The sequence below is a fragment of the Streptomyces sp. NPDC042100 genome, assembly GCF_055582325.1.
The window spans coordinates 15,529-36,514 of record NZ_JBVJDK010000016.1 but is presented as its reverse complement, the minus strand read 5'-3'; the positions used below and the strand labels follow the sequence as shown (position 1 = coordinate 36,514).

The following is a 20,986-nucleotide window of genomic DNA, read 5'->3' as shown; positions in this document are numbered from 1 at the left end:
GGCATGGCCGCGGGCTGGGAGTTCTGGATCGACCGGGGCGGCACCTTCACGGACGTCGTCGGGCGGCGGCCGGACGGCCGGATCGTCACCCGCAAGCTGCTCTCGCACGACCCGGCCCGCACCCAGGACGCCGCCGTCGCCGGCATCCGGCTCCTGCTCGGCCTCGCCCCGGACGAGCCCGTCCCCGCCGACCGGATCGACGTCGTCAAGATGGGCACCACCGTCGCCACCAACGCGCTCCTCGAACGGCGCGGCGAGCCCACCGTCCTGCTCGTCACGGCCGGGTTCCGGGACGCCCTGCGCATCGCCTACCAGAACCGCCCCCGCCTCTTCGACCGGCACATCGTCCTGCCCGAGGCGCTCTACGCGCGCGTGATCGAGGTCCCCGAACGCGTCGACGCGCGGGGCGGCGTCGTCCGCCCGCTCGACGAGGACGCCGTCCGCGCGGAGCTCGCCGCCGCCCGCGCCGCCGGACTGCGCTCCGCCGCCGTCGTCCTCCTCCACGGCTACCGCCACCCCGCGCACGAGACCCGCGTCGCCGCCCTCGCCCGCGCCGCCGGGTTCACCCAGGTCAGCAGCTCCCACGAGGTCAGCCCGCTGATCCGGCTCGTCCCGCGCGGGGACACCACCGTCGTCGACGCCTACCTCTCGCCGATCCTGCGCCGGTACGTGGACGAGGTCGCCCGCGAACTCGCCGGGATCCGCCTCATGTTCCTCCAGTCGAACGGGGGCCTGCGCGACGCCGCCCACGTCCGAGGCAAGGACGCCGTCCTGTCCGGACCCGCCGGCGGAGTCGTCGGCATGGCCCGCACCTCCGTCCACGCCGGGTTCGACCGGGTCATCGGCTTCGACATGGGCGGCACCTCCACCGACGTGTCGCACTACGCGGGCGAGTTCGAGCGCGAGCTCGGCACCTCCGTCGCGGGCGTCCGGATGAGCGCCCCGATGATGAGCGTCCACACCGTCGCCGCGGGCGGCGGCTCCGTCCTGCACTACGACGGGCGCCGCTACCGCGTCGGACCCGACTCCGCGGGCGCCGTCCCCGGGCCCGCCTGCTACCGGCGCGGCGGCCCGCTGACCGTGACCGACGCCAACGTGATGCTCGGCCGGATCCAGCCCGCCCACTTCCCGGCCGTCTTCGGCGAACACGGCGACCTGCCGCTGGACACCGAGACCGTCCGCACCCGCTTCACGGCCCTCGCCGCCGAGGCGGGCGGCGGACGCACCCCCGAGCAGGTGGCCGCCGGCTTCCTGGAGATCGCCGTCGCGGGCATGGCCGACGCCGTCAAACGGATCTCCGTCCAGCGCGGCCACGACATCACCCGCTACGCCCTCACCTGCTTCGGCGGCGCCGGCGGCCAGCACGCCTGCGCCGTCGCCGACGCCTTGGGCATCGACACCGTCCTCGTACCGCCGCTGGCCGGAGTCCTCTCCGCGTACGGGATCGGCCTGGCCGACGCGACCGCGATGCGCGAGCAGACCGTCGCGGCCGGGCTCGACGCCCCCGGAACCGCCGCGCGCCTCACCGCGCTCCACGCCGACCTCGCCGCCCGCACCCGCGCGGACCTGCGCTCCGACGGGCTGCCCGAGACCGCGATCACCACCCGCGCCCGCGCCCTGCTGCGGTACGCGGGCACCGACGCGAGCCTCCCGGTGCCGCTCACCGACCCGGAAACGATGAAAACCGAGTTCACAGCCCTTCACCGGGCGCGGTACGCCTTCACCATGGACCAGCCGGTCGTCGTCGAAGCCGTCTCCGTCGAGGCGGTCGGCGCCGCCGGACCCCACGGACCCGTCGTCGTCCCCCAGGGCGCCCGGCGCGGACCGCTCGCCCCGCTCGCCACCGTCCGCACCCACGACGGACACGCACCGGTCCCCACCCCCCTCTACCGCCGCGAGGACCTGCGCCCCGGCGACTCCGTCGCCGGCCCCGCGATCCTCGCCGAGGACGACGCCACCACCGTCGTGGACACCGGCTGGCGCGCCACCGCCGCCGACGGCGGCCACCTCCTGCTGCGCCGCGCCGCCCCGCGCCCCGCGCGGACCGCCGTCGGCACCGACGTCGACCCGGTCCTCCTGGAGGTGTTCGACAACCACTTCATGGCGATCGCCGAGCAGATGGGCCTCCGCCTGGAGAACACCGCCCGCTCCGTCAACATCAAGGAACGGCTCGACTTCTCCTGCGCCCTCTTCGACCCCGAGGGCAACCTCATCGCCAACGCCCCCCACATCCCCGTCCACCTCGGCTCCATGGGCGAGTCCATCAAGGAGGTGCTGCGCCGCAACGGGGACACCCTGCGCCCAGGCGACGCCTACGCCGTCAACGACCCGTACCACGGCGGCACCCACCTGCCCGACGTCACCGTCGTCACCCCCGTCTTCGACCCCGAGGGCACCGCCCTGCTCTTCCTGGTCGCCTCGCGCGGCCACCACGCCGAGATCGGCGGCATCACCCCCGGCTCCATGCCCGCCTTCAGCCGCACCGTGGAGGAGGAGGGCGTCCTCTTCGACAACTGGCTGCTCGTCCGCGACGGGAGGCTGCGCGAGGCCGAGACCCGGGCCCTGCTCACCGGCGCCCGCCACCCCTCGCGCGACCCCGACACCAACCTCGCCGACCTGCGCGCCCAGCTCGCCGCCAACGAGAAGGGCATCGAGGAACTGCGCCGGACCGTCGCCGAGTTCGGCCTCGACGTCGTCCACGCCTACATGCGGCACGTCCGCGCCAACGCCGAGGAGTCCGTCCGCCGGATCGTCGCCCGGCTGCGCGACGGGAGCTGCCGCTACGAGACCGACGGCGGCGCGGTCATCCAGGTCGCCGTCCGGATCGACCGCGAACGCCGGGGCGCCGTCATCGACTTCACCGGCACCTCGCCCCAGCTCCCCGGCAACGCCAACGCTCCCACGGCCGTCGTCATGGCGGCCGTGCTCTACGTCTTCCGCACCCTCGTCGACGAGGACATCCCGCTCAACAGCGGCTGCCTGGCCCCGCTCGACGTCCGCGTCCCGCCCGGCTCCATGCTCGCCCCCGTCCACCCCGCCGCCACCGTCGCGGGGAACGTCGAGACCTCCCAGGCCGTCACCGGCGCCCTGTACGCGGCCCTCGGCGTGCAGGCGGAGGGCTCCGGCACCATGAACAACGTCACCTTCGGCAACGACCGCGTCCAGTACTACGAGACGGTCGCCAGCGGCTCCGGAGCGGGCCCGGACTTCGACGGGGCCGACGCCGTCCAGACCCACATGACCAACTCCCGGCTCACCGACCCCGAGGTCCTGGAATGGCGCCTGCCGGTCCGGATCGACTCCTTCGCCGTCCGCGCGGGCAGCGGCGGCCGGGGACGACGGCACGGCGGCGACGGCGTGGAGCGCCGCATCCGCTTCCTGGAGCCCATGACGGTCGCCCTGCTCGCCGGCCACCGCCGCGTCCCGCCCTACGGCATGGCCGGCGGTGGGCCCGGCGCGCTCGGCGCCGACACCGTCGAACGCGCCGACGGCACCGTGGACCGCCTCGACGGCGTCGACACCACCGAGGTCGGCCCCGACGACGTCCTCGTCATCCGCACCCCCGGTGGCGGCGGTTACGGACCACCACCCCTGTGAACACGGTTTTCAGAGAAAAAGGCGATACTCGGCCTCCTCAGCGGTACGGGACGAAACGCACGGCCGTCCCCGGCCGGGCCTGTGCCGCCGCCGCCAGATCCGCCTCCCGGACCACCGCCACCACCGGATAGCCCCCGGTCGTCGGATGGTCGGCCAGGAACACCACCGGACGCCCGTCCGGCGGCACCTGCACCGCCCCCAGCGCCATGCCCTCGCTCGGCAGCTCCCGCGCGACGGACCGCTCCAGCGCGGGCCCCTCCGTGCGCAGCCCGATCCGGTTGCTCGCCGGCGACACCCGCCACACCCCCGTCGCCAGGGTCCGCAGCGCACCCGGCGTGAACCAGTCCTCGCGCGGACCCAGCCGCACCCGCAGGACCAGCTCGTCCGGCGGCCCCGGCCAGGGCGGGGCGTCGACCGGCCCCCGCACCGCCGCCGAGGCCGCCCCCAGCGGCAGCACCATCCCGTCCGTCAGCGGCGCCGGACCGAGCCCGGACAGCAGATCGGCCGAGCGGCTGCCGAGTACCGGATCGACGCCGATACCGCCGCCGAAACCCACGTACGAGCGCAGCCCGCGCACGGCCGCGCCCACCTCCAGGAGCTGCCCGGCACGGACGCGCACCGGCGTCCCCCAGGCCGCGGGACGCCCGTCCACCCGCACCGGGCACGGCGCGCCGCCCACCACCGCCGTCACCGCGCACCGGGGCCGCACCGCGCAGCCGGTGACCGTGGTCTCCAGCACGGCGGCGCCCTCCTCGTTGCCGAGCAGCCGGTTCGCCAGCCGCACCGCGCCCGGGTCGAGCGCGCCGGAGCGGGGCACGCCCAGATGCGCGTGCCCCGCCCGGCCCAGGTCCTGCACCGTGGTCAGCGCCCCGGCCCGGACGACGGCCACGGCACGATCGCTCATCGGGCCGCCACCGTGAACCGCACCCGCGCGCCCGGCGACAGCAGCGCGGCCGGCTCCCGCGCGGTGTCCCACAGCACCGCGTCCGTCGTGCCGATCAGCTGCCAGCCGCCCGGCGAGGAGCGCGGGTACACCCCCGTGTACGGCCCCGCCAGCGCCACCGACCCGGCCGGGACGGCGGTCCGCGGCGTCGCCCGGCGCGGCACCTCGTACCGGGGCCCGAGCCCCGTCAGATAGCCGAAGCCCGGGGCGAACCCGCAGAACGCGACCCGGAACACGGTCGCCGCGTGGATCCGCACCGCCGCCTCCGGCGACACCCCCCACAGCGCGGCCACCTCGGCCAGGTCCGGCCCGTCGTAGCGCACCGGCACCGTCACGGCGGCCCCCTCCGGCGCGCACCGCGCGGACACGTCCCAGGAGCGCAGCTCGGCCGCCAGCCGGTCCGGCGCCGCCACCCCTTCGAGGAGCACGGTCCGCGCCGCCGGCACGATCTCGCGTACGGAGGGCAGCGCACCCTCCGCCCGCCGCCGCAGCAGCTCGGCGTGGAAGGCCTCCGTCGCCTCCCCGCTCACCAGCTCGACGAGCAGCCCACGGTCCCCGACCCGGTACACCTTGCGGGCCCTCACGCGAAGGCCTCCACCCTGACGCCCGAGGACTCCAGGCCCTCGCGCACCCGCCGGGCCAGCCCCACCGCGCCCGGTGTGTCGCCGTGCAGGCACAGCGAGCGCGCCCGCACGGGCACGGACCGCCCGCAGTGCGCGGTGACCACCCCGAACCGGGCCATGGACACCGCCCGTTCGACGACCTCGCCCGGATCGGACAGCACGGCGCCCTCCTGCCCCCGTGGCAGCAGGGTGCCGTCGGCCCGGTAGGCGCGGTCGCCGAAGGCCTCGGCCACCACGGGCAGCCCGGCCTCGCGCGCGGCCTCGTGCAGCCGCGAGCCGGGCAGCCCGAGCACCGGCAGCTCCGCCGAGGCGAGCAGGACCCCCTCGACGACCGCCGCCGCCTGCTCCTCGTCGTGCACCGCCCGGTTGTAGAGCGCGCCGTGCGGCTTCACGTACGCGACCCGGGAGCCGGCGGCCCGCGCGAACACCTCCAGGGCGCCGATCTGATAAGCGACCTCGGCCGCCAGCTCGGCCGCCGGCACGTCCATCGAGCGGCGGCCGAAGCCGGCGAGGTCCCGGTAGGAGACCTGGGCCCCGATCCGCACCCCGCGCGCCGCCGCCAGCTCGCACACGCGCCGCATCGTCGCCGCGTCCCCGGCGTGGAAGCCGCAGGCGACGTTGGCGCTGGTGACCACCGAGAGCAGCCGCTCGTCGTCGGTCAGCGTCCAGCGGCCGAAGCCCTCGCCGAGGTCGGCGTTGAGGTCGATCGAGACCCGGTCCATGGTGGGTTTCCTTCCTTTCGTACGCGGAAGAGCCCGCGAACGCGCGCGCTCCCCGTTCCGGCCCCGCGTTCAGGCCCCGACGCGGTACTCCGCGTCCCTGACGTCGGTCACGAGCATCCGGCCCGGCGCGTGGGTGATCGCGAACGGCGGACGCGAGGCCGTCAGCGCGGCCTGCGGAGTGACCCCGCAGGCCCAGAAGACCGGCACGTCCCCCGGCTCCGCGCGCACCGCGTCCCCGAAGTCGGGCCGGGCCAGGTCCGAGATGCCCAGCGCGGCCGGATCGCCCTCGTGTACCGGGGCGCCGTGCACGGCGGGCAGCAGCCCGCTGATCAGCCGCGCCGTCGGCACCAGCGCCGCCGGCACCGGGCGCATCGACACCACCATCGGCCCGTGCAGCCGCCCCGCCGGACGGCAGGCGCGGTCGGTGACGTACATCGACACGTTCCGCCCCTGCTCGACGTGGCGCAGCGGCACCCCCGCCTCGGCCAGCGCGCCCTCGAAGGTGAAGCTGCACCCGATGAGGAACGACACCAGGTCGCCCCGCCAGTAGGGCGTGACGTCGGTCGGCTCGTCCACCAGCCGCCCGTGCTCCCACACGCGATAGCGCGGGATGTCGGTGCGCAGGTCGGCGCCGGCGGCGAGGAGGGTGCGCCAGGAGCCCGGGTCGGTGACGTCCAGGACCGGGCAGGGCCGCGGATTGCGGGTGCAGAAGAGCAGGACGTCGTACGCCCAGTCCGCGGGCACCGCGATCAGGTTGGCCTGCGCGTGGCCCGGCGCCCAGCCGGCCGTCGGCCCGGTGGCCCCGGCGCGCACCCGCGCGCGGGCCTCCCGGGGGTCCCGTACGGCCGGGTGGGCGGGGGAGTGGGCGCGGTGGCGGGCGGTGGAGGCAATGGCTGAGGGAACGGCGGAGGGGACGGCGTCGTGGGTGGTCACGCGAGCTCCCTCCCCCGGGTCTCCGGCAGTCCCAGCAGGGCCAGTACGGCGAGGCCGTAGCCCACCGCCCCGAACACCAGGGCCCCGCCGACGCCCCAGCTCTCGGCGAGGAAGCCGACCAGGGCCGGGAACACGGCGCCGACCGCGCGCCCCGTGTTGTACGTGAAGCCCTGCCCGGTGCCGCGCACGGCGGTCGGATAGAGCTCCGCGAGGAAGGAGCCGAAGCCGCTGAAGATGGCCGACATGCAGAAGCCGAGCGGGAAGCCGAGCAGCAGCAGGAGCGTGTTCGCCCCGTCCGGGATGCGGGTGTAGACGAGGACGGCGAGCGCGGACAGCACCGCGAAGAGCGCGATGTTCTTCTTCCGGCCGAGCCGGTCGGTGAGGTAGCCGCCGGCCAGATAGCCGGTGAAGGCGCCCGAGATGAGGAAGGCGAGATAGCCGCCGGTGCCCACGACGGTGAGCCCGCGCTCCGTCTTCAGGAAGGTCGGCACCCAGGTGGCGAGCGTGTAGTAGCCGCCCTGGACGCCCGTCGAGAGCAGCACCGCGAAGAACGTGGTGCCGAGCAGCGGGCGCTTGAAGACGGCGGTGAAGGAACCGCGCCCGGCGCCCGCGCGGCGTGCCTCGGCCGCCTGCGGGGCGTCCTCGACGTGCCGCCGCACGTAGACGACGAGGAGCGCGGGCAGCGCGCCCGTCCAGAACATGACCCGCCAGGCGGTGTCGGCGTCGACGAAGCGGAAGACCAGCGTGTAGACGATCACGGCGAGCGCCCAGCCGGCCGCCCACGCGCTCTGCACGGCCCCGAGGGTCCGGCCGCGGTGCCGCGCGGAGGCGTACTCGGCGACCAGGATGGCGCCGACCGCCCACTCCCCGCCGAAGCCGAGGCCCTGGAGGGCGCGGAAGACCAGCAGGGTCTCGTAGTTGGGCGCGAAGCCGCACAGGACGGTGAAGAGCGCGTAGGTGATCACCGTGGCCAGCAGCGCCTTCACCCGGCCGATCCGGTCGGCGAGGACGCCGGCCAGCGCGCCGCCGACGGCGGAGACCGCCAGCGTGACCGTGGTGAGGAGACCGGTCTGCCCCTTGTCCAGGCCGAAGTAGGCGGCGATCGCCACCATCGCCAGGGGCAGCGTGAAGAAGTCGTAGGAATCGAGGGCGTAGCCGCCGAAGGCGCCGCCGAACGCGCGCCTGCCGCGCGGGCCGAGGGCGCGCAGCCAGGCGAACGCGCCCGTGTCGTCGGGGCGTTCGTCCCGGGCGGAGTGCCGGGTCTGGGTCGTGCTCATCTGCACCTCGCAGAAGGGGAGGAGAGTGCGGGAGAGACGTGCTGACGAACCGTGCTGACGTGCCGTGCGGTGTCGTTCAATGTAGGGATCGTTCAACGATCCGACAAGAGACCTGTCGTCGATCCTTTCGGCACGTCCTTGTTTCCGGCGCCTGACCTGCGATTGACTCGGCCGCGAACGACGGAGGGAACGGGAACGGCATGGAACCGAGGGACTCGATCGGCGAGCTGGCGGACGACCGCGCGCTGCTGGGACGCACGAGCACGGCGGAGCGGGTCGCCGACATCCTGCGCACCCGGATCGCCGAGGGGCTCTTCCCGCCCGGCACCCGGCTCTCCGAGGACGGCATCGGCGGCGCCCTCGGAGTGTCCCGCAACACCCTGCGCGAGGCGTTCCGGCTGCTCACCCACGAACGCCTGCTCGTCCACCGGCTCAACCGGGGCGTCTTCGTCCGGGTCCTCACCGTCGACGACGTCGCCGACATCTACCGCACCCGGCGGCTCGTCGAGTGCGCGGTCGTCCACGCCCTCGGGGAGCCCCCGTTCGCCGTCGACGGGCTCGCCGACGCCGTCGCCGAGGGGGAGCGGGCCGCCCGCGCGGAGGACTGGAAGGGCGTCTCCACCGCCAACATCCACTTCCACCGCGAGCTCGTCGCCCTCGCCGGCAGCGCCCGCACCGACGAGCTGATGCGCGGCGTCCTCGCCGAACTCCGCCTCGCCTTCCACACCGTGGCCGACCCGCGCGGCCTCCACGAGCCCTACCTCGTGCGGAACCGGGAGATCCTCGGCGCCCTGAACGCCGGGGAGCGCGACCGGGCCGAGCGGCTGCTGGCCCGCTACCTCGACGACTCCCGCACCCGGATCACCGACGCGTACGCGAAGGCGGTCGACGACCCGGAGACGTGAGCCGTCCGGGAGCCGCCGGACGCGCCCGGCCCGCCCGCCCGGCGGGTTCCGGACAGGGCCACGGTCGTATAAGCGCCGTTTCGACCGTTGTCAGTCCGAGGACCTACTCTGTGCACCGTGACTTCGCCTGCCTCGACGGACCTCGCTCCGCCCCAGCTCAGCGCGGGGCCGCGGCCCGCGCAGGGTCCGGCCGCCGACGAAGGGCTCGCGCGGCGCCTCCGCGCGCTCGCGTGCACCGCCCCGCTGCACGACCTGGACGTGCGCAAGGCGCACCTGGCCGGGGAGTACACGGTCTACGCGATGGCCGAGGTCGCCCTCGCCGCGATCGACCTGGTCACGCTCAACATGGACTTCGACACCGGCGCCGACCACGAGCAGGTCGTCTCCCGGCTGCTGCCCCGCGTCGCCGCCCAGGCCCCCGAGCGCCCCGCCGCCGAGCACGAGCGGGTGGCCCGCTGGGTCCTGGAGAACCTGATCAACGTCGGCAGTGTCGACCGGGGCTTCCGCGCGGTCTACGGCACCTTCGGCGCCGACGGCGTCTACACCCGCCGCGACTACGACTTCAAGCTCGTCGAAGAGGTCCCCGGCTATGGCGGCGGAGTCTGCCTCCGCACCACCGACGAGGCGGTGAACGTGCTGGTCGGCGCCCTCGACACCGACGTCACCAGCGCCCAGATCGCCGCCGAGGTCAAGCTGGAGGTCCTGATCAGCCGGGGCCGCCTCGCCGACGCCCAGCTCGCCGCCGAGCAGGCCCGCTACCGCACCGTGCAGTACGCGGAGACCCTCCGCCGCACCCTGGAGGCCACCCGGCGCAACGTCCGCGCCGTCGACTGGCTCACCACGGTGCCCGACATGATCGCCGAGGCGCTCGACCACGTCGCCGACCGCTACCGCCACGAGAACGCGATCCTCACCAACATCCGCAAGGCCCGCGACGAGGCCGAGGACCACGAGCACAAGCGCCGCGCCGCCGAGCTCGTCGACATCGTCAAGGACTGCATCCGGCGCCACACCCAGCTCCAGTCCCGCCTGCTGGAGGCCGGCCCGCTCTTCCGCGCCGAGCAGGACCGCCAGGCCTTCGCCGCGCCCACCGCGTACACCGGCCTCGACCTGTACGGGCAGCTCGTCGCCCCGCTGCTCCCGCTCCCCGTCGAGCAGGCCACCCGGGTCACCGACGCCTTCTTCGCGCACGGCACCGGACTGCGCACACCCGCCTCCGTCCGCGTCGCCGACCTCGTCGAGCTGCTGCTCACCCCGCCCGTGGAGCGCCAGCACCTCGGCGCCGAGATGCCCGAGCCCGACCTGATCGCCACCCCCGACGACAGCCGCTTCAGCGAGGAGCAGCTCGCCGCCGCCATGGAACTGCTGGACCTGGAGCACGACGCCCCGCGCCGCCTCTCGGGCCTGCTCGCCGAAGCCCGGCTCGGCGGCGACCTCGACCTGCCCTACCTGGTCGCCCTCCTCGCCGTCCACGCCGCGAGCCCCCCGGTCGGCACCGCCTACCGCCAGGGCGAGGAGCGCCTGCTGTTCGCCGTCGACGACGGCACCCCCCTCGACGACCACGAGTTCGGCGGCGCCGACCTCATCGTCGGCACGGCCCTCCTCGACGCCGTCGGCATGGCCGCGGACCGCACGGAGGCCACGTGACCGCGCCCCACCCGCCCGAGGACGCGCGGACCCCGGGCACCCCGGACGCGCGGACCTCCGGCACCCCGGACGCGCGGACCCCCGGCACCCCGGACACGCGGACCCCCGGCCCCCGGGTCGCCGCCGTGCCCCTCGCGCGGCCCGCCGCCGAGCGGCCCGGCGAGCCGCCCGCCGACGGTCCCCGGGTCCGCCCGGTGCCCGCCGGGACGGCCCCCCGGCCCGTGCGCCGCGCCTTCGTGCGCGCCGTGCCGCTCCCGCGCGGGCGGCACCCCGAGGAGCCGCCCGCGCGAGGCGGCCCCGGCACCCCGGCCGGATCGCGGGACGGGTCCGACGCGGGCCCGCAGTCCGCGCCCGTCACCGTCACTCCCGTACGCCTGCCGCTCTCCGGCCCCGCCCCGGCGGGGGCGACGGCGACGGCGACGGCCCCGGACGCCGCGGCCGACTCCGCAGCCCCCCAGACCCCCGCCCCCGCAGGGCGCACCGCCCCGCCGCAGCCCCGCCGTACCGAGGAGCCCCAGCCGTGAGCGAACACCACGTCGAGCACACCGACGCGTGGAGCGAGCCGGAGGCCCCGGGGACCCCCGTCGCGCCCTCGGCCGTCACCCCCGCCGACGCCGCCGACGCGGCCCGGCTCGTCTCCTTCGGGCTCCAGCCCAAGCTGCTGCCCGCGCGGGACGCCGAGTACGCCGAGCTGCTCCGCCGCTACCGCGAGGACCCCGCCTTCGCGCGGCTCGCCGACGCCGTCGCCACCGGCCTCGGCCTCGTCGTCCTGGAGGTCTCCCCGCGCGCCGGCATGGCCGTCACCGCCGGCGAGGACTCCGTCTTCGCCGTCCGCATGGGCGACTACGCCCGCCGCGCCTCCACCGACTCCGCCGACCGCTTCCTGCACGGCCTCGCGCACCTCGCCGTCGCCACCATGGCCTTCCCCCGCCCCGAGGACCTCGCCGACGACGGCTACATCGGCCGCCTCACGGTCAACGGCGTCGACGCCTTCGTCCGCCAGGCCTGCCGCCGCCTGGAAGAGCGCGCCGAGGAGCAGGGCGAGAACACCGACCCCGCCTCCGACGCCCCCGGCCTGGAGGCCGCCTGGCGGATCTACGCCCGGCGCAGCGCCACCGGCGCCACCAAGGACGCCCGCCGCCTCGCCGGTTCCACCACCGGCATCGTCGGCAAGGCCGTCGCCTTCCTCACCGACTCCGGCTTCCTCCAGCGGACCGGCGACGAGTCCGGCGGCTCCTACCGCACCACCGCGCGCTACCAGCTCCAGGTCCGCGACATGGCCGGCACCGCCGCCATGGCCGAACTGCTCGACCTCGGCGTCGTCCCCGTCAGCGACGGCTCCGCGACCCTCCTGCCGCCGCCCGAGGGCGACGACCTGGCGCTCGCCGCCGACGCCGGCCTGTCCTTCCACGGCTGACCGGCTGAACGGCTGAACGGCCGACCGGCCGACCGCCCCCCGGCAAGCCCCCGGCACGTCCCACCCCCACCGCACGTCACCGCCCATCCCGCGTACGAGAAGCACGAGAGTCCGCCGCATGTACGAGCTGTCCCGGGTCCGTCTCTACTCCATCGGACCGGCCGGCGCCCGCTACGCCGACACCGTCCTGGATCTGCGCGGCGTCGGCGCCCCGGTGCCCCACCCCGCCCCCGCCCAGGCGGATTTCTTCGAGGAGGAGCCGGTCGGCCCGCCGCGTCGCCCCGCCCCCGCGGGCGTGCTCTTCCTGGAGAACGGCGGCGGCAAGTCCGTCCTCCTCAAACTGATCTTCTCGGTGATGCTCCCCGGCCACCGCAACACCCTCGGCGGCGCCAGCTCCGGCGTGCTCCGCAAGTTCCTGCTCGCCGACGACTGCGGCCACGTCGCCCTGGAGTGGCAGCACACCCTCACCGGCGAGCTCGTCGTCGTCGGCAAGGCCAGCGAGTGGCGCGGCCGCCAGGTCTCCAACGACCCGCGCAAGTTCGCCGAGGCCTGGTACTCCTTCCGCCCCGGCCCCGGCCTCAGCCTCGACAACCTGCCCGTCGCCGAGGCCACCTCCGTGCGCCCGCCCGTCGAAGGCGCCTCCGGCGCCTCCGGCCGCCGCCGCACCATGAAGGGCTTCCGCGACGCGATCACCGAGGCGGGCAAGGCGTACCCGCACCTGGAGGTCTCCTGGGAGGAGATCCACGACCGCTGGAACGAGCACCTCGGCGACCTCGGACTCGACCCCGAACTCTTCCGCTACCAGCGCGAGATGAACGCCGACGAGGGCGAGGCCGCCGGCCTCTTCGCGGTCAAGAAGGACTCCGACTTCACCGACCTCCTGCTGCGCGCCGTCACCGACACCCGCGACACCGACGGCCTCGCCGACCTCGTCGGAGGCTTCGGCAACAAGCTCGGCCGCCGCGCCGAACTCACCGCCGAGCGCGACTTCACCGCCGGCTCCGTCGACCTGCTCACCCGCATCGTCGAGGCCGCCGACACCCGCGCCCGCGCGCGGGACGTGCACGCCGGGGCCGAGCGCCGCACCCGCACCCTGGCCCGCCGGCTCTCCGCCCGCGCCGCCCAGGAGCGCGGCCGGGTCGCCGAGCTCGCCGAGCAGGTCACGGCGGCGTCCCACGCCGTCGCCGAGGCGGAGCTGGCCCGAGGCCGCAGCGCCCTCATCGCCGCCGAGCTCGCCTACCGGCACGCCTCGCTGGCCCTGACCGCCGCGGAGAAGGGCGCCGCCGCCCAGCGCCGCGAGCTCACCGACGCCCGCACCCTGCACTCCGCCTGGCAGGCCGCCGAGTCCGTGCTCCGGCACCGCGCCGCCGGCGACCGCTCCACCCGCGTCGCCGCCGCCATCCGCGAGGCCGAGCGGGACGCCGCCCCCGCCCTCGCCGCCCGCGCCAAGGCCGCCGCCGACCTGGTCCGCGCCCTCGCCTCGGCCGCCGCCGAGGGCGAGCGGCACGCCGCCGAGGAGGAGGAGCGCTCCGCCGCCCTCCAGGAGGCCGGCGAGAGCGCCCACCGCGACGCCACCGCCGCCGCCACCGAGGCCCAGCGCGCCCGCAGCGAGGCCGGCCACCTGCGCCAGCGCCTCGCCGAGGTCGAGCAGGAGACCGCCGAGGCGGTACGGGCCGGCTGGCTCGACGACTCCGCCCCCGACGCCGACCCGGCCCGCGCCGCCCTCGCCGCCAGCGACGCCGAGAAGACCACCGTCGCCGCCTGGGACGCGGCCCGGGACGCCGCGCGCGCCGCCGCCGAGCGGGCCCGCGAGACCGCCGGCGCCGAGTCCCGCGCCGAACTCGCCGCCGCCCGCGCCGCCGACGCGGCCGAGGCCGCCGAGAACGCCTACGACGCCGAGCGCCGCGCCGCCGAGTCCCTGGCCGCCGACCCGCGCCTGGCCGAACTGCTCTCCCTGCCGGCCGCCGGGGAGACCACGGGCCAGCCCGCCGGCTCCCCGCTGCCCGGCCAGCGCGCGGGCGACGCCGCCACCCCCGCCGCCGGCCCCCTCGCGGCCCCCGACGGCGACGCGCTCTCCGTCACCGACTTCGACCGGTACGCCGACGAGCTGCGCGCCCTGCTCGACCGGTCCATCGGCTCCGCCGAACGCCAGCTCTTCGACCTGCGCACCGCCGCCGCCGACGACAACCGCATCCTCGGCGCCCTCGGCGACGGCGGCCTGCTGCCGCCCGGCCCCGACGTCCTCGCCACCGTCGAGTTCCTCGGCGAGCACGGCATCCCCGCCCTGCCCGGCTGGCGCTACCTCGCCCAGTCCGTGGACCCCGCCGACCACGCCGCCGTCCTCGCCGCCCGCCCCGAGCTGGTCGACGGCGTCGTGATCACCGACCCCGTCTCGTACGGCCGCGCCCGCGAGGTCCTCGGCGGCGCCGCCCTGCTGCCCCGCTCCACCGTCGCCGTCGGCACCGCCGCCGCGCTGCTCGCCCCCGTACCGGCCCCCGCCTCCGGCCAGGACGCGGACGTCTTCCTCGTCCCGCCGAACCCGGCCATGCACGACGAGAACGCCGCCGACGAGGAGCGCCAGGCGCTGCGCGGCCGGGCCGCCGCCCGCGACGAGGAGATCCGCGCGCTCGCCGCCCGGCTCACCGGCGACCGCTCGCTGGCCGCCCGGATCGGCTCCTGGCGCGCCGACTGCCCGCCCGGGATGCTCGCCGAGCTGGCCGCCGTCGCCGCCTCCGCCCGCACCGCCGCCGAGACCGCGGCCGCCGTCCTCGCCGAGGCCCGCGCGGTCCGCGCCGAGGCCGAGGAGACCGCCGCCGACGCCACCCGCGTCCGCGACGAGCGCCAGGACGCCGCCCAGCGCGCCCGCCGCGCCGCCGACGCGCTCGCGGGCCTCGCCTACCGGCTGCGCGAGCGCTCCGCCTGGCAGGCGAAGCTGCGCGAACTGGCCGACGACGCCACCGAGTCCGAGGCCCGCGCCCAGACCTGCCTGGAGCGCGCCCGCGCCGCCGACGAGGACCGCCGCGCCGCCCAGCGCGCCGCCGACGACGCCCACCGCACCGCCCGCGCGCTGCGCGCCGAGCGCGCCGAGATCGCCGGCGCCCCGGAGAACCTGCCGGAGGAGGACGCCGCCGCGCCCCGCGCCGCGCTCCCCACCCTCCGCGAGGCCTACCGGGCCGCCTCCCAGGTGTACGAGAAGGTCGGCGTCGGCGCCGACCTGCGCGCCGAGCAGGCCCGCGCCGAGAGCGACGAGTCCGCCGCCCTCGCCGAGCTCGACCGCCTCACCAACAAGGTCCGCACCCGCGCCGAACAGCTCCTGGAGTCGACCGACGGCGCCGACGGCCCGTCCCGCCAGGCCGCCGCCGCCCGCGCCGAGGCGCTGGTGCAGAAGCTGGAGTCGCGCGCCTCCGAGGCCAGCGAGAAGCTCGGCCGGCTGCGCGGCGAGTCCGAGCGGCTCGCCCCCGAGGACGGCGAGGCGCACACCGAGCTGCCCGAGGAACTGCACCCCGCCGACGCCGAGCACGCCCAGAGCCTGCTGCGCACCGCCACCACCGAGCTGGCCGCCCGCACCGACGCCCTGGAGGCGGCCCGCGCCGCCCACACCGGGCTGCTCCAGGCCCACCGGGCCGCCGAGGACGCCACCGGCGGCTTCGACGAGACCGCCGCGCTCCTGCGCGACCTGCTGCGCGACCACACGGACGAGGAGCAGGAGCGGCCCGAGCCCTACCCGGGCCCGCTGGCCGAGGCCCGCGAGGCGGCGGCGGAGAACCGCCGGGCGCTGCGCGGCTGCGCCGCCGAGCTGTCGGCCGCCGACGCGGCCGTCCGCGAGGCGAGCGACATCCTCGTCCGGCACGCCAACGCGACCCGCTTCGAGCAGGTGCGCACCCCGGCCCGGCAGCAGATCCGCGAGCTGCCCGCCGCCGCGCTCCCGGAGCACGCCGCGAAGTGGGCCGAGGCCTTCGCGCCCCGGCTGCGGGTGCTCACCGACGAGCTGGCGCAGCTGGAGCGCAACCGCGAGTCGATCGTGGACCGGCTGCGGGGCCTCGTGGAGTCCTCGCTGGCCACCCTGCGGTCGGCCCAGCGGCTGTCCCGGCTGCCCGAGGGGCTCGGCGAGTGGTCGGGCCAGGAGTTCCTGCGGATCCGCTTCGAGGAGCCCGACCCGGCGACGCTGACCGAGCGGCTCGGCGAGGTCGTCGACGAGGCGACCCGCGCGGCCGTGCGGAAGAACTCCGACCTGCGCCGCGACGGTATGTCCCTGCTGCTGCGCGGGGTCCAGGCCGCCCTCGAACCGAAGGGGATCGCCGTCGAGATCCTCAAGCCGGACGCGGTGCTGCGCGCGGAGCGGGTGCCCGTGGGCCAGATGGGCGACGTCTTCTCCGGCGGCCAGCTGCTCACCGCCGCCATCGCCCTCTACTGCACGATGGCCGCGCTCCGCTCCAACGACCGGGGCCGCGACAAGCACCGCCACGCGGGCACGCTCTTCCTCGACAACCCGATCGGCCGCGCGAACGCCACGTACCTGCTGGAGCTCCAGCGGGCCGTGTCGGACGCGCTGGGCGTGCAGCTGCTGTACACGACGGGCCTGTTCGACACGACCGCGCTCGCCGAGTTCCCGCTGGTCATCCGACTGCGCAATGACGCGGACCTGCGCGCGGGCCTGAAGTACATCAGCGTGGAGGAGCACCTGCGCCCGGGGCTGCCGCAGCCGAGCGCCGAGGGCGAGGCGATCCACGGCGAGATCACCGCGACCCGGATGTTCCGCCGGACGCCCGACGCCCAGGCGCCCTCACCGGCACCCGCCGCCGCGACGGCGGAGTAGCCCCCGGGCCGCCCGGCCCGCCCGGTGAAAGCAGAGTGGCCCGGATCCCCGTAAGGAGATCCGGGCCACCCGGCCATCGTGCGCGTACGTTCTTCGTGTGCGTACGTCCGCGTTCGTGCGCGTACGTTCGTCAGGCCGCTTCGGAGAGGCGCTCGGCCGGCTGCTCGCCGCGCCGGGACCGGGCGGTGCTGCTCGGCTGCGACACCACTCCGTTGCGCTGGCGCCACACCTGACGGGTGATCCACACGTCCAGCACGCTCCAGGTGGCCGCCACCGTACTGATCACCGACGTGACCGTGACCGGGAACGCCAGCCAGGATCCGGTGACCGAGCAGAAGAAGGCGACCATCGCCTGGATCAGGGTCACCGCCGTCAGCATCACCGCGCGGACGGCGGCCGTCCGCACGGGGTCGGGCATCCGCCCGCGCCCCTTCTTCTCCTCCACCCACAACTGCCGAACCGGTCGCGCCTCGTCTTCCATAGCGCTGTCACTCCCCACCACCGACGTCTTCAGGGTGGCTGCCCGTCTTCAGCCGCTTTACGCGGACACAACCCCCCCGGTACAGAATGACGCACGAGGGAGGGAAAAGGTTTCGCCGGGGTCCCCTTTCCGACACCCCGTCAGTGCGGCGACCTCAGGAGCGGAACAAGCAGTTCCAGCCATCTGCTGAGGCCGGGGAAGTGGCGTTCTGTCAGGTGTCCTGCGCCACACTGCCGGAACCCAACTCCCCGAATACCAGGACATCTCATGATCAACACTCACTCGACAGGCTGAAAATCGCCCGGACGCGTCTTCGAGATGGCTGTGATGCAGTAGTAGGCTCGCGCCGCCGTTTGTTGAAACTGAAGGTTGACGCCGCGTGTTGACGCCGGGCGTGACGACGTGAGTGACCTCCGTGGCCGCGGGGGCCGAGGTGGGGGAGGCCATGCGCTTTCGCGGGAAGTCCATCCGCAGGAAGATCGTGGCGTTGCTTCTCGTGCCGCTCGTCTCCCTCACCGGACTGTGGGGGTTCTCCACGGTCCTCACGGGCCGTGAGGCCCGCCAGCTCCTCGACGTCGGCTACATCGTCGACAAGGTCGGCTACCCCCTGGAGGACACCGTCCGGGTCATCCAGAAGGAGCGCCGCCAGTCCCTCGTCTACCTCGCCGACCCCCGCGCCTCCGACGCGCTGACCCGGCTCCGCGAGCAGCGCGAGGCGACCGACCGGCAGCTCGACCTCATCCGCCGCAACGCCGCCGACTCCGGCGTCCGTTCCGAGATGAACCCGGTGACCGCCCAGCGCCTCACCTCCCTCCTCGAAGCCCTCGACGGCCTCTCCTCGCTGCGCCGCTCCGTCGAGAACCGCGACATCGGCAGGCTCCAGGCGCTCGACTTCTACAACCGGCTCGTCGACCCCTGCTACAGCTTCCTCCTCACCCTCCACGCCCTGGAGAACGTGGAGATGGACAAGCAGGGCCGAGCCCTCGTCGGCATCGTCCGCGCCCGCGAGGCCCTCTCCCGCGAGGACGCCCTCGTCCTCTCCGCCCTCATAGCCGAGCGGGTCACCGCCCAGGAGGTCCGGGCGATCTCCGACCTGGTGGCGGCCCGCGAGGTCTACTACGAGTCCAACCTCGAACTGCTCCCCGGCAGCGAGCGCGAGCGCTTCGAGAAGTACTGGCGCGGCCCCCACACCGCCCCGCTGCGCAAGGCGGAGGAGGCGGTCATCGCCGCCGGCCCCACCGACCGCCCCCGCGCCGTCAGCCCCGAGCTCTGGTCGGAGCAGGCCACCTCGGTCCTCGACGACCTGGCCCGCGACAACACCCTCGCGGGCGACCGCTACCAGGACCGCGTCCAGCCCGCCGCGTACAGCGTGCTCCTCAAGGCGGGCGTCGCCGGCGTCCTCGGCTTCGTCGCCCTGCTCGTCTCCGTCATCGTCTCCGTCCGCGTCGGCCGCGAGCTCGTCCGCGACCTGCGCCGCCTGCGCAAGGAGGCCCAGGAGGTCTCCGGCGTCCGGCTGCCCAGCGTCATGCGCCGCCTCGCCGCCGGCGAACACGTCGACGTCGAGACCGAGGTGCCCCATCTCCGGTACGACGACGACGAGGTCGGCCAGGTCGGCCAGGCCCTCAACACCCTCCAGCGCGCCGCCGTCGAGGCCGCCGTCAAGCAGGCCGACATGCGCCGAGGCGTCTCCGAGGTCTTCGTCAACCTCGCCCGCCGCAACCAGGTCCTGCTCCACCGCCAGCTCACCCTCCTCGACACCATGGAGCGCCGCACCGAGGACACCGAGGAGCTCGCCGACCTCTTCCGGCTCGACCACATGACGACCCGCATGCGCCGTCACGCCGAGGGCCTCGTGATCCTCTCCGGCGCGGCGCCCTCCCGCCAGTGGCGCAAGCCCGTCCAGCTCATGGACGTCGTCCGCGCCGCCGTCGCCGAGGTCGAGGACTACGAGCGCATCGAGGTCCGCCGGCTGCCCCGGCTCGGCGTCGGCGGCCCCGCCGTCGCCGACCTCACCCACCTCATCGCCGAACTCCTGGAGAACGCCACGGTGTTCTCGCCCCCGCACACCGCCGTGCAGGTGCTCGGCGAGCGGGTGGCCAACGGCTTCACCCTGGAGATCCACGACCGGGGCCTCGGCATGAACCCCGACGCCCTCCTCGACGCCAACCTGCGCCTCGCCGAGACCCCCGACTTCGAGCTCTCCGACACCGACCGGCTCGGCCTCTTCGTGGTCAGCCGGCTCGCCCAGCGCCAGAACGTCCGGGTCTCCCTCCAGCCCTCCCCGTACGGCGGGACCACCGCCGTCGTCTTCATCCCGGCCGCGCTGCTCACCGACGCCCCCGAGACCCAGGGCGCGGGCTTCCGCCTCGACCGCAAGTCCGCCGAAGCCGCGGGCGCGGGCGCCGGAACCGGCTCCGGCACGGGCGCCGGAGCCGGCGCCGCGAAGGGCGAGGGGCTGCCCGTACGCCGCCCGGTCCTCACCAAGGTGCCCGACCCCGCGCTCGAACCCGCCGCGCCGCTCCTCGACGGCCCCGTCGAGCTGGAGGCACCGCTCGGCCCCGACGGCTTCGACGACCTGCTCGGCGGCGCCTCCGACCTCCTCGACAGCGACAGCGAGCGCGGCAGCCTCTTCCGGGCCCGCGAGCACCGCCGCCGCGGCGAGCAGCACCAGCAGGTCCCGGACCGGACCGGCGGCCGGACCGGCGCCTCCCGGGACCGGGACGACACGGAGCCGCCCGCCGACCCCGTACGGCTGCCCCGGCGCCGCCAGCCCACCCTCGTCGTCGACCACGGCCGCCGCCTGGACGAGCCGGGCCGCGCCCATCCCGTCCCCAGCACCCCGGTGGACGGCGACACGATGGAGCTGGCCCGCGTCCCGCAGCCCGTGCCGCCGCACGGCACCGGCCCCACGCTCGTCCCCGTACCGCAGGAAGGCCCCGCTCCGTTCGGCGGGCTGCCCCGCCGGGTGCGCCAGGCCAGCCTCGCGCCGCAGCTCCGCGAGGACGCCGGGCGCGCCGAGGACCAGCCGGGCGCGGCGGCCTCCGCCGCCGACACCGACTCCTTCGAGCGCGACGCCGAGGAGGTGCGCAGCCGCATGGCCTCCATGCAGCGCGGCTGGCAGCGCGGACGCCGGCACAACGCCGAAACGACAGCACCAGGAACGACACCCGAGGGGGACGGTCGATGACCGCACCGAACGCCGCAGCAACCCACAGCTCCGCTCACGGCAACGGGGAGCTGAACTGGCTCCTCGACGAACTCGTCCAGCGCGTCGGCTCCATCCGCAAGGCCCTGGTGCTCTCCGGCGACGGCCTGCCCACCGGCGCCTCGCAGGACCTCTCCCGCGAGGACGGCGAGCACCTCGCGGCCGTGGCCTCCGGCTTCCACAGCCTCGCCAAGGGGGTGGGCCGCCACTTCGAGGCGGGCAGGGTCCGGCAGACCGTCGTCGAGCTGGAGGACGCCTTCCTCTTCGTCACCGCCGCGGGCGACGGCAGCTGCCTCGCCGTGCTCGCCGACGCCGACTCGGACGTCGGCCAGATCGCGTACGAGATGACCCTGATGGTCAAGCGGGTCGGCGCGCACCTGGCCACGGCGCCCCGTTCCGGGCTGCCCAACGGCGCGTGAG

14 protein-coding genes are annotated in these 20,986 nt (G+C 75.7%); 8 read left to right on the top strand and 6 right to left on the bottom strand.

Annotated elements, in window-relative coordinates; genetic code table 11:
• The first annotated feature begins 3 nt into the window (after window positions 1-3).
• On the top strand, window positions 4-3,597 hold the full coding sequence (locus ACZ6J5_RS30115; RefSeq protein WP_469396736.1) for a hydantoinase B/oxoprolinase family protein: 3,594 nt from the start codon (window positions 4-6) through the stop codon (window positions 3,595-3,597).
• A gap of 37 nt (window positions 3,598-3,634) precedes the next feature.
• Here the strand turns inward: ACZ6J5_RS30115 and ACZ6J5_RS30110 are convergent, their stop codons facing one another.
• The 5 genes from ACZ6J5_RS30110 to ACZ6J5_RS30090 all read right to left on the bottom strand — a co-directional run bounded on the left by ACZ6J5_RS30110 (window position 3,635) and on the right by ACZ6J5_RS30090 (window position 8,095).
• Complete coding sequence (locus ACZ6J5_RS30110; protein WP_469396734.1) at window positions 3,635-4,501, bottom strand: 5-oxoprolinase subunit C family protein; 867 nt, start codon at window positions 4,499-4,501, stop codon at window positions 3,635-3,637.
• On the bottom strand, window positions 4,498-5,124 hold the full coding sequence (locus ACZ6J5_RS30105) for a 5-oxoprolinase subunit B family protein (RefSeq protein WP_469396732.1): 627 nt from the start codon (window positions 5,122-5,124) through the stop codon (window positions 4,498-4,500). Before ACZ6J5_RS30105 ends, ACZ6J5_RS30110 begins: the two co-directional genes overlap by 4 nt.
• The gene (locus ACZ6J5_RS30100; RefSeq protein WP_469396731.1) at window positions 5,121-5,885 is read right to left on the bottom strand and encodes a LamB/YcsF family protein; all 765 of its coding nucleotides are present in this window, start codon (window positions 5,883-5,885) and stop codon (window positions 5,121-5,123) included. The genes ACZ6J5_RS30105 and ACZ6J5_RS30100 overlap by 4 nt, the downstream gene beginning before the upstream one ends.
• Window positions 5,886-5,954: 69 nt before the next feature.
• Window positions 5,955-6,776 (bottom strand): putative hydro-lyase, encoded by an 822-nt coding sequence (locus ACZ6J5_RS30095; protein WP_469396892.1) that lies wholly within the window; start codon window positions 6,774-6,776, stop codon window positions 5,955-5,957.
• Between the two features lie 38 nt (window positions 6,777-6,814).
• The gene (locus tag ACZ6J5_RS30090) at window positions 6,815-8,095 is read right to left on the bottom strand and encodes an MFS transporter (RefSeq protein ID WP_469396729.1); all 1,281 of its coding nucleotides are present in this window, start codon (window positions 8,093-8,095) and stop codon (window positions 6,815-6,817) included.
• A gap of 200 nt (window positions 8,096-8,295) precedes the next feature.
• Here ACZ6J5_RS30090 and ACZ6J5_RS30085 point away from each other — a divergent pair, with 200 nt between their 5' ends.
• The 5 genes from ACZ6J5_RS30085 to ACZ6J5_RS30065 all read left to right on the top strand — a co-directional run bounded on the left by ACZ6J5_RS30085 (window position 8,296) and on the right by ACZ6J5_RS30065 (window position 16,880).
• Window positions 8,296-9,000, top strand: a complete 705-nt coding sequence (locus ACZ6J5_RS30085) for a GntR family transcriptional regulator (RefSeq protein WP_469396727.1) — start codon at window positions 8,296-8,298, stop codon at window positions 8,998-9,000.
• Window positions 9,001-9,117: 117 nt separating this feature from the next.
• The gene (locus ACZ6J5_RS30080; RefSeq protein WP_469396725.1) at window positions 9,118-10,647 is read left to right on the top strand and encodes a hypothetical protein; all 1,530 of its coding nucleotides are present in this window, start codon (window positions 9,118-9,120) and stop codon (window positions 10,645-10,647) included.
• On the top strand, window positions 10,644-11,171 hold the full coding sequence (locus ACZ6J5_RS30075) for a hypothetical protein (protein ID WP_469396723.1): 528 nt from the start codon (window positions 10,644-10,646) through the stop codon (window positions 11,169-11,171). Before ACZ6J5_RS30080 ends, ACZ6J5_RS30075 begins: the two co-directional genes overlap by 4 nt.
• Entirely contained in the window at window positions 11,168-12,064 is an 897-nt protein-coding gene (locus ACZ6J5_RS30070) for a hypothetical protein (protein ID WP_469396721.1), read from the top strand. The genes ACZ6J5_RS30075 and ACZ6J5_RS30070 overlap by 4 nt, the downstream gene beginning before the upstream one ends.
• A gap of 118 nt (window positions 12,065-12,182) precedes the next feature.
• Window positions 12,183-16,880 (top strand): hypothetical protein, encoded by a 4,698-nt coding sequence (locus tag ACZ6J5_RS30065; protein ID WP_469396719.1) that lies wholly within the window; start codon window positions 12,183-12,185, stop codon window positions 16,878-16,880.
• Between the two features lie 130 nt (window positions 16,881-17,010).
• On the opposite strand, the gene ACZ6J5_RS30060 is transcribed toward ACZ6J5_RS30065, so the two are convergent.
• A complete protein-coding gene (locus ACZ6J5_RS30060; RefSeq protein ID WP_469396717.1) occupies window positions 17,011-17,298 on the bottom strand; it encodes a hypothetical protein in 288 nt (95 codons plus the stop codon).
• Between the two features lie 508 nt (window positions 17,299-17,806).
• On the opposite strand from ACZ6J5_RS30060, the gene ACZ6J5_RS30055 reads away from it, so the two are divergent.
• Window positions 17,807-20,548 carry a sensor histidine kinase gene (locus ACZ6J5_RS30055; RefSeq protein WP_469396715.1) on the top strand — a complete coding sequence of 914 codons (2,742 nt, stop codon included), beginning with the start codon at window positions 17,807-17,809 and terminating at the stop codon, window positions 20,546-20,548.
• The gene (locus tag ACZ6J5_RS30050; protein ID WP_469396714.1) at window positions 20,545-20,985 is read left to right on the top strand and encodes a roadblock/LC7 domain-containing protein; all 441 of its coding nucleotides are present in this window, start codon (window positions 20,545-20,547) and stop codon (window positions 20,983-20,985) included. Before ACZ6J5_RS30055 ends, ACZ6J5_RS30050 begins: the two co-directional genes overlap by 4 nt.
• Window position 20,986 lies beyond the last annotated feature (1 nt).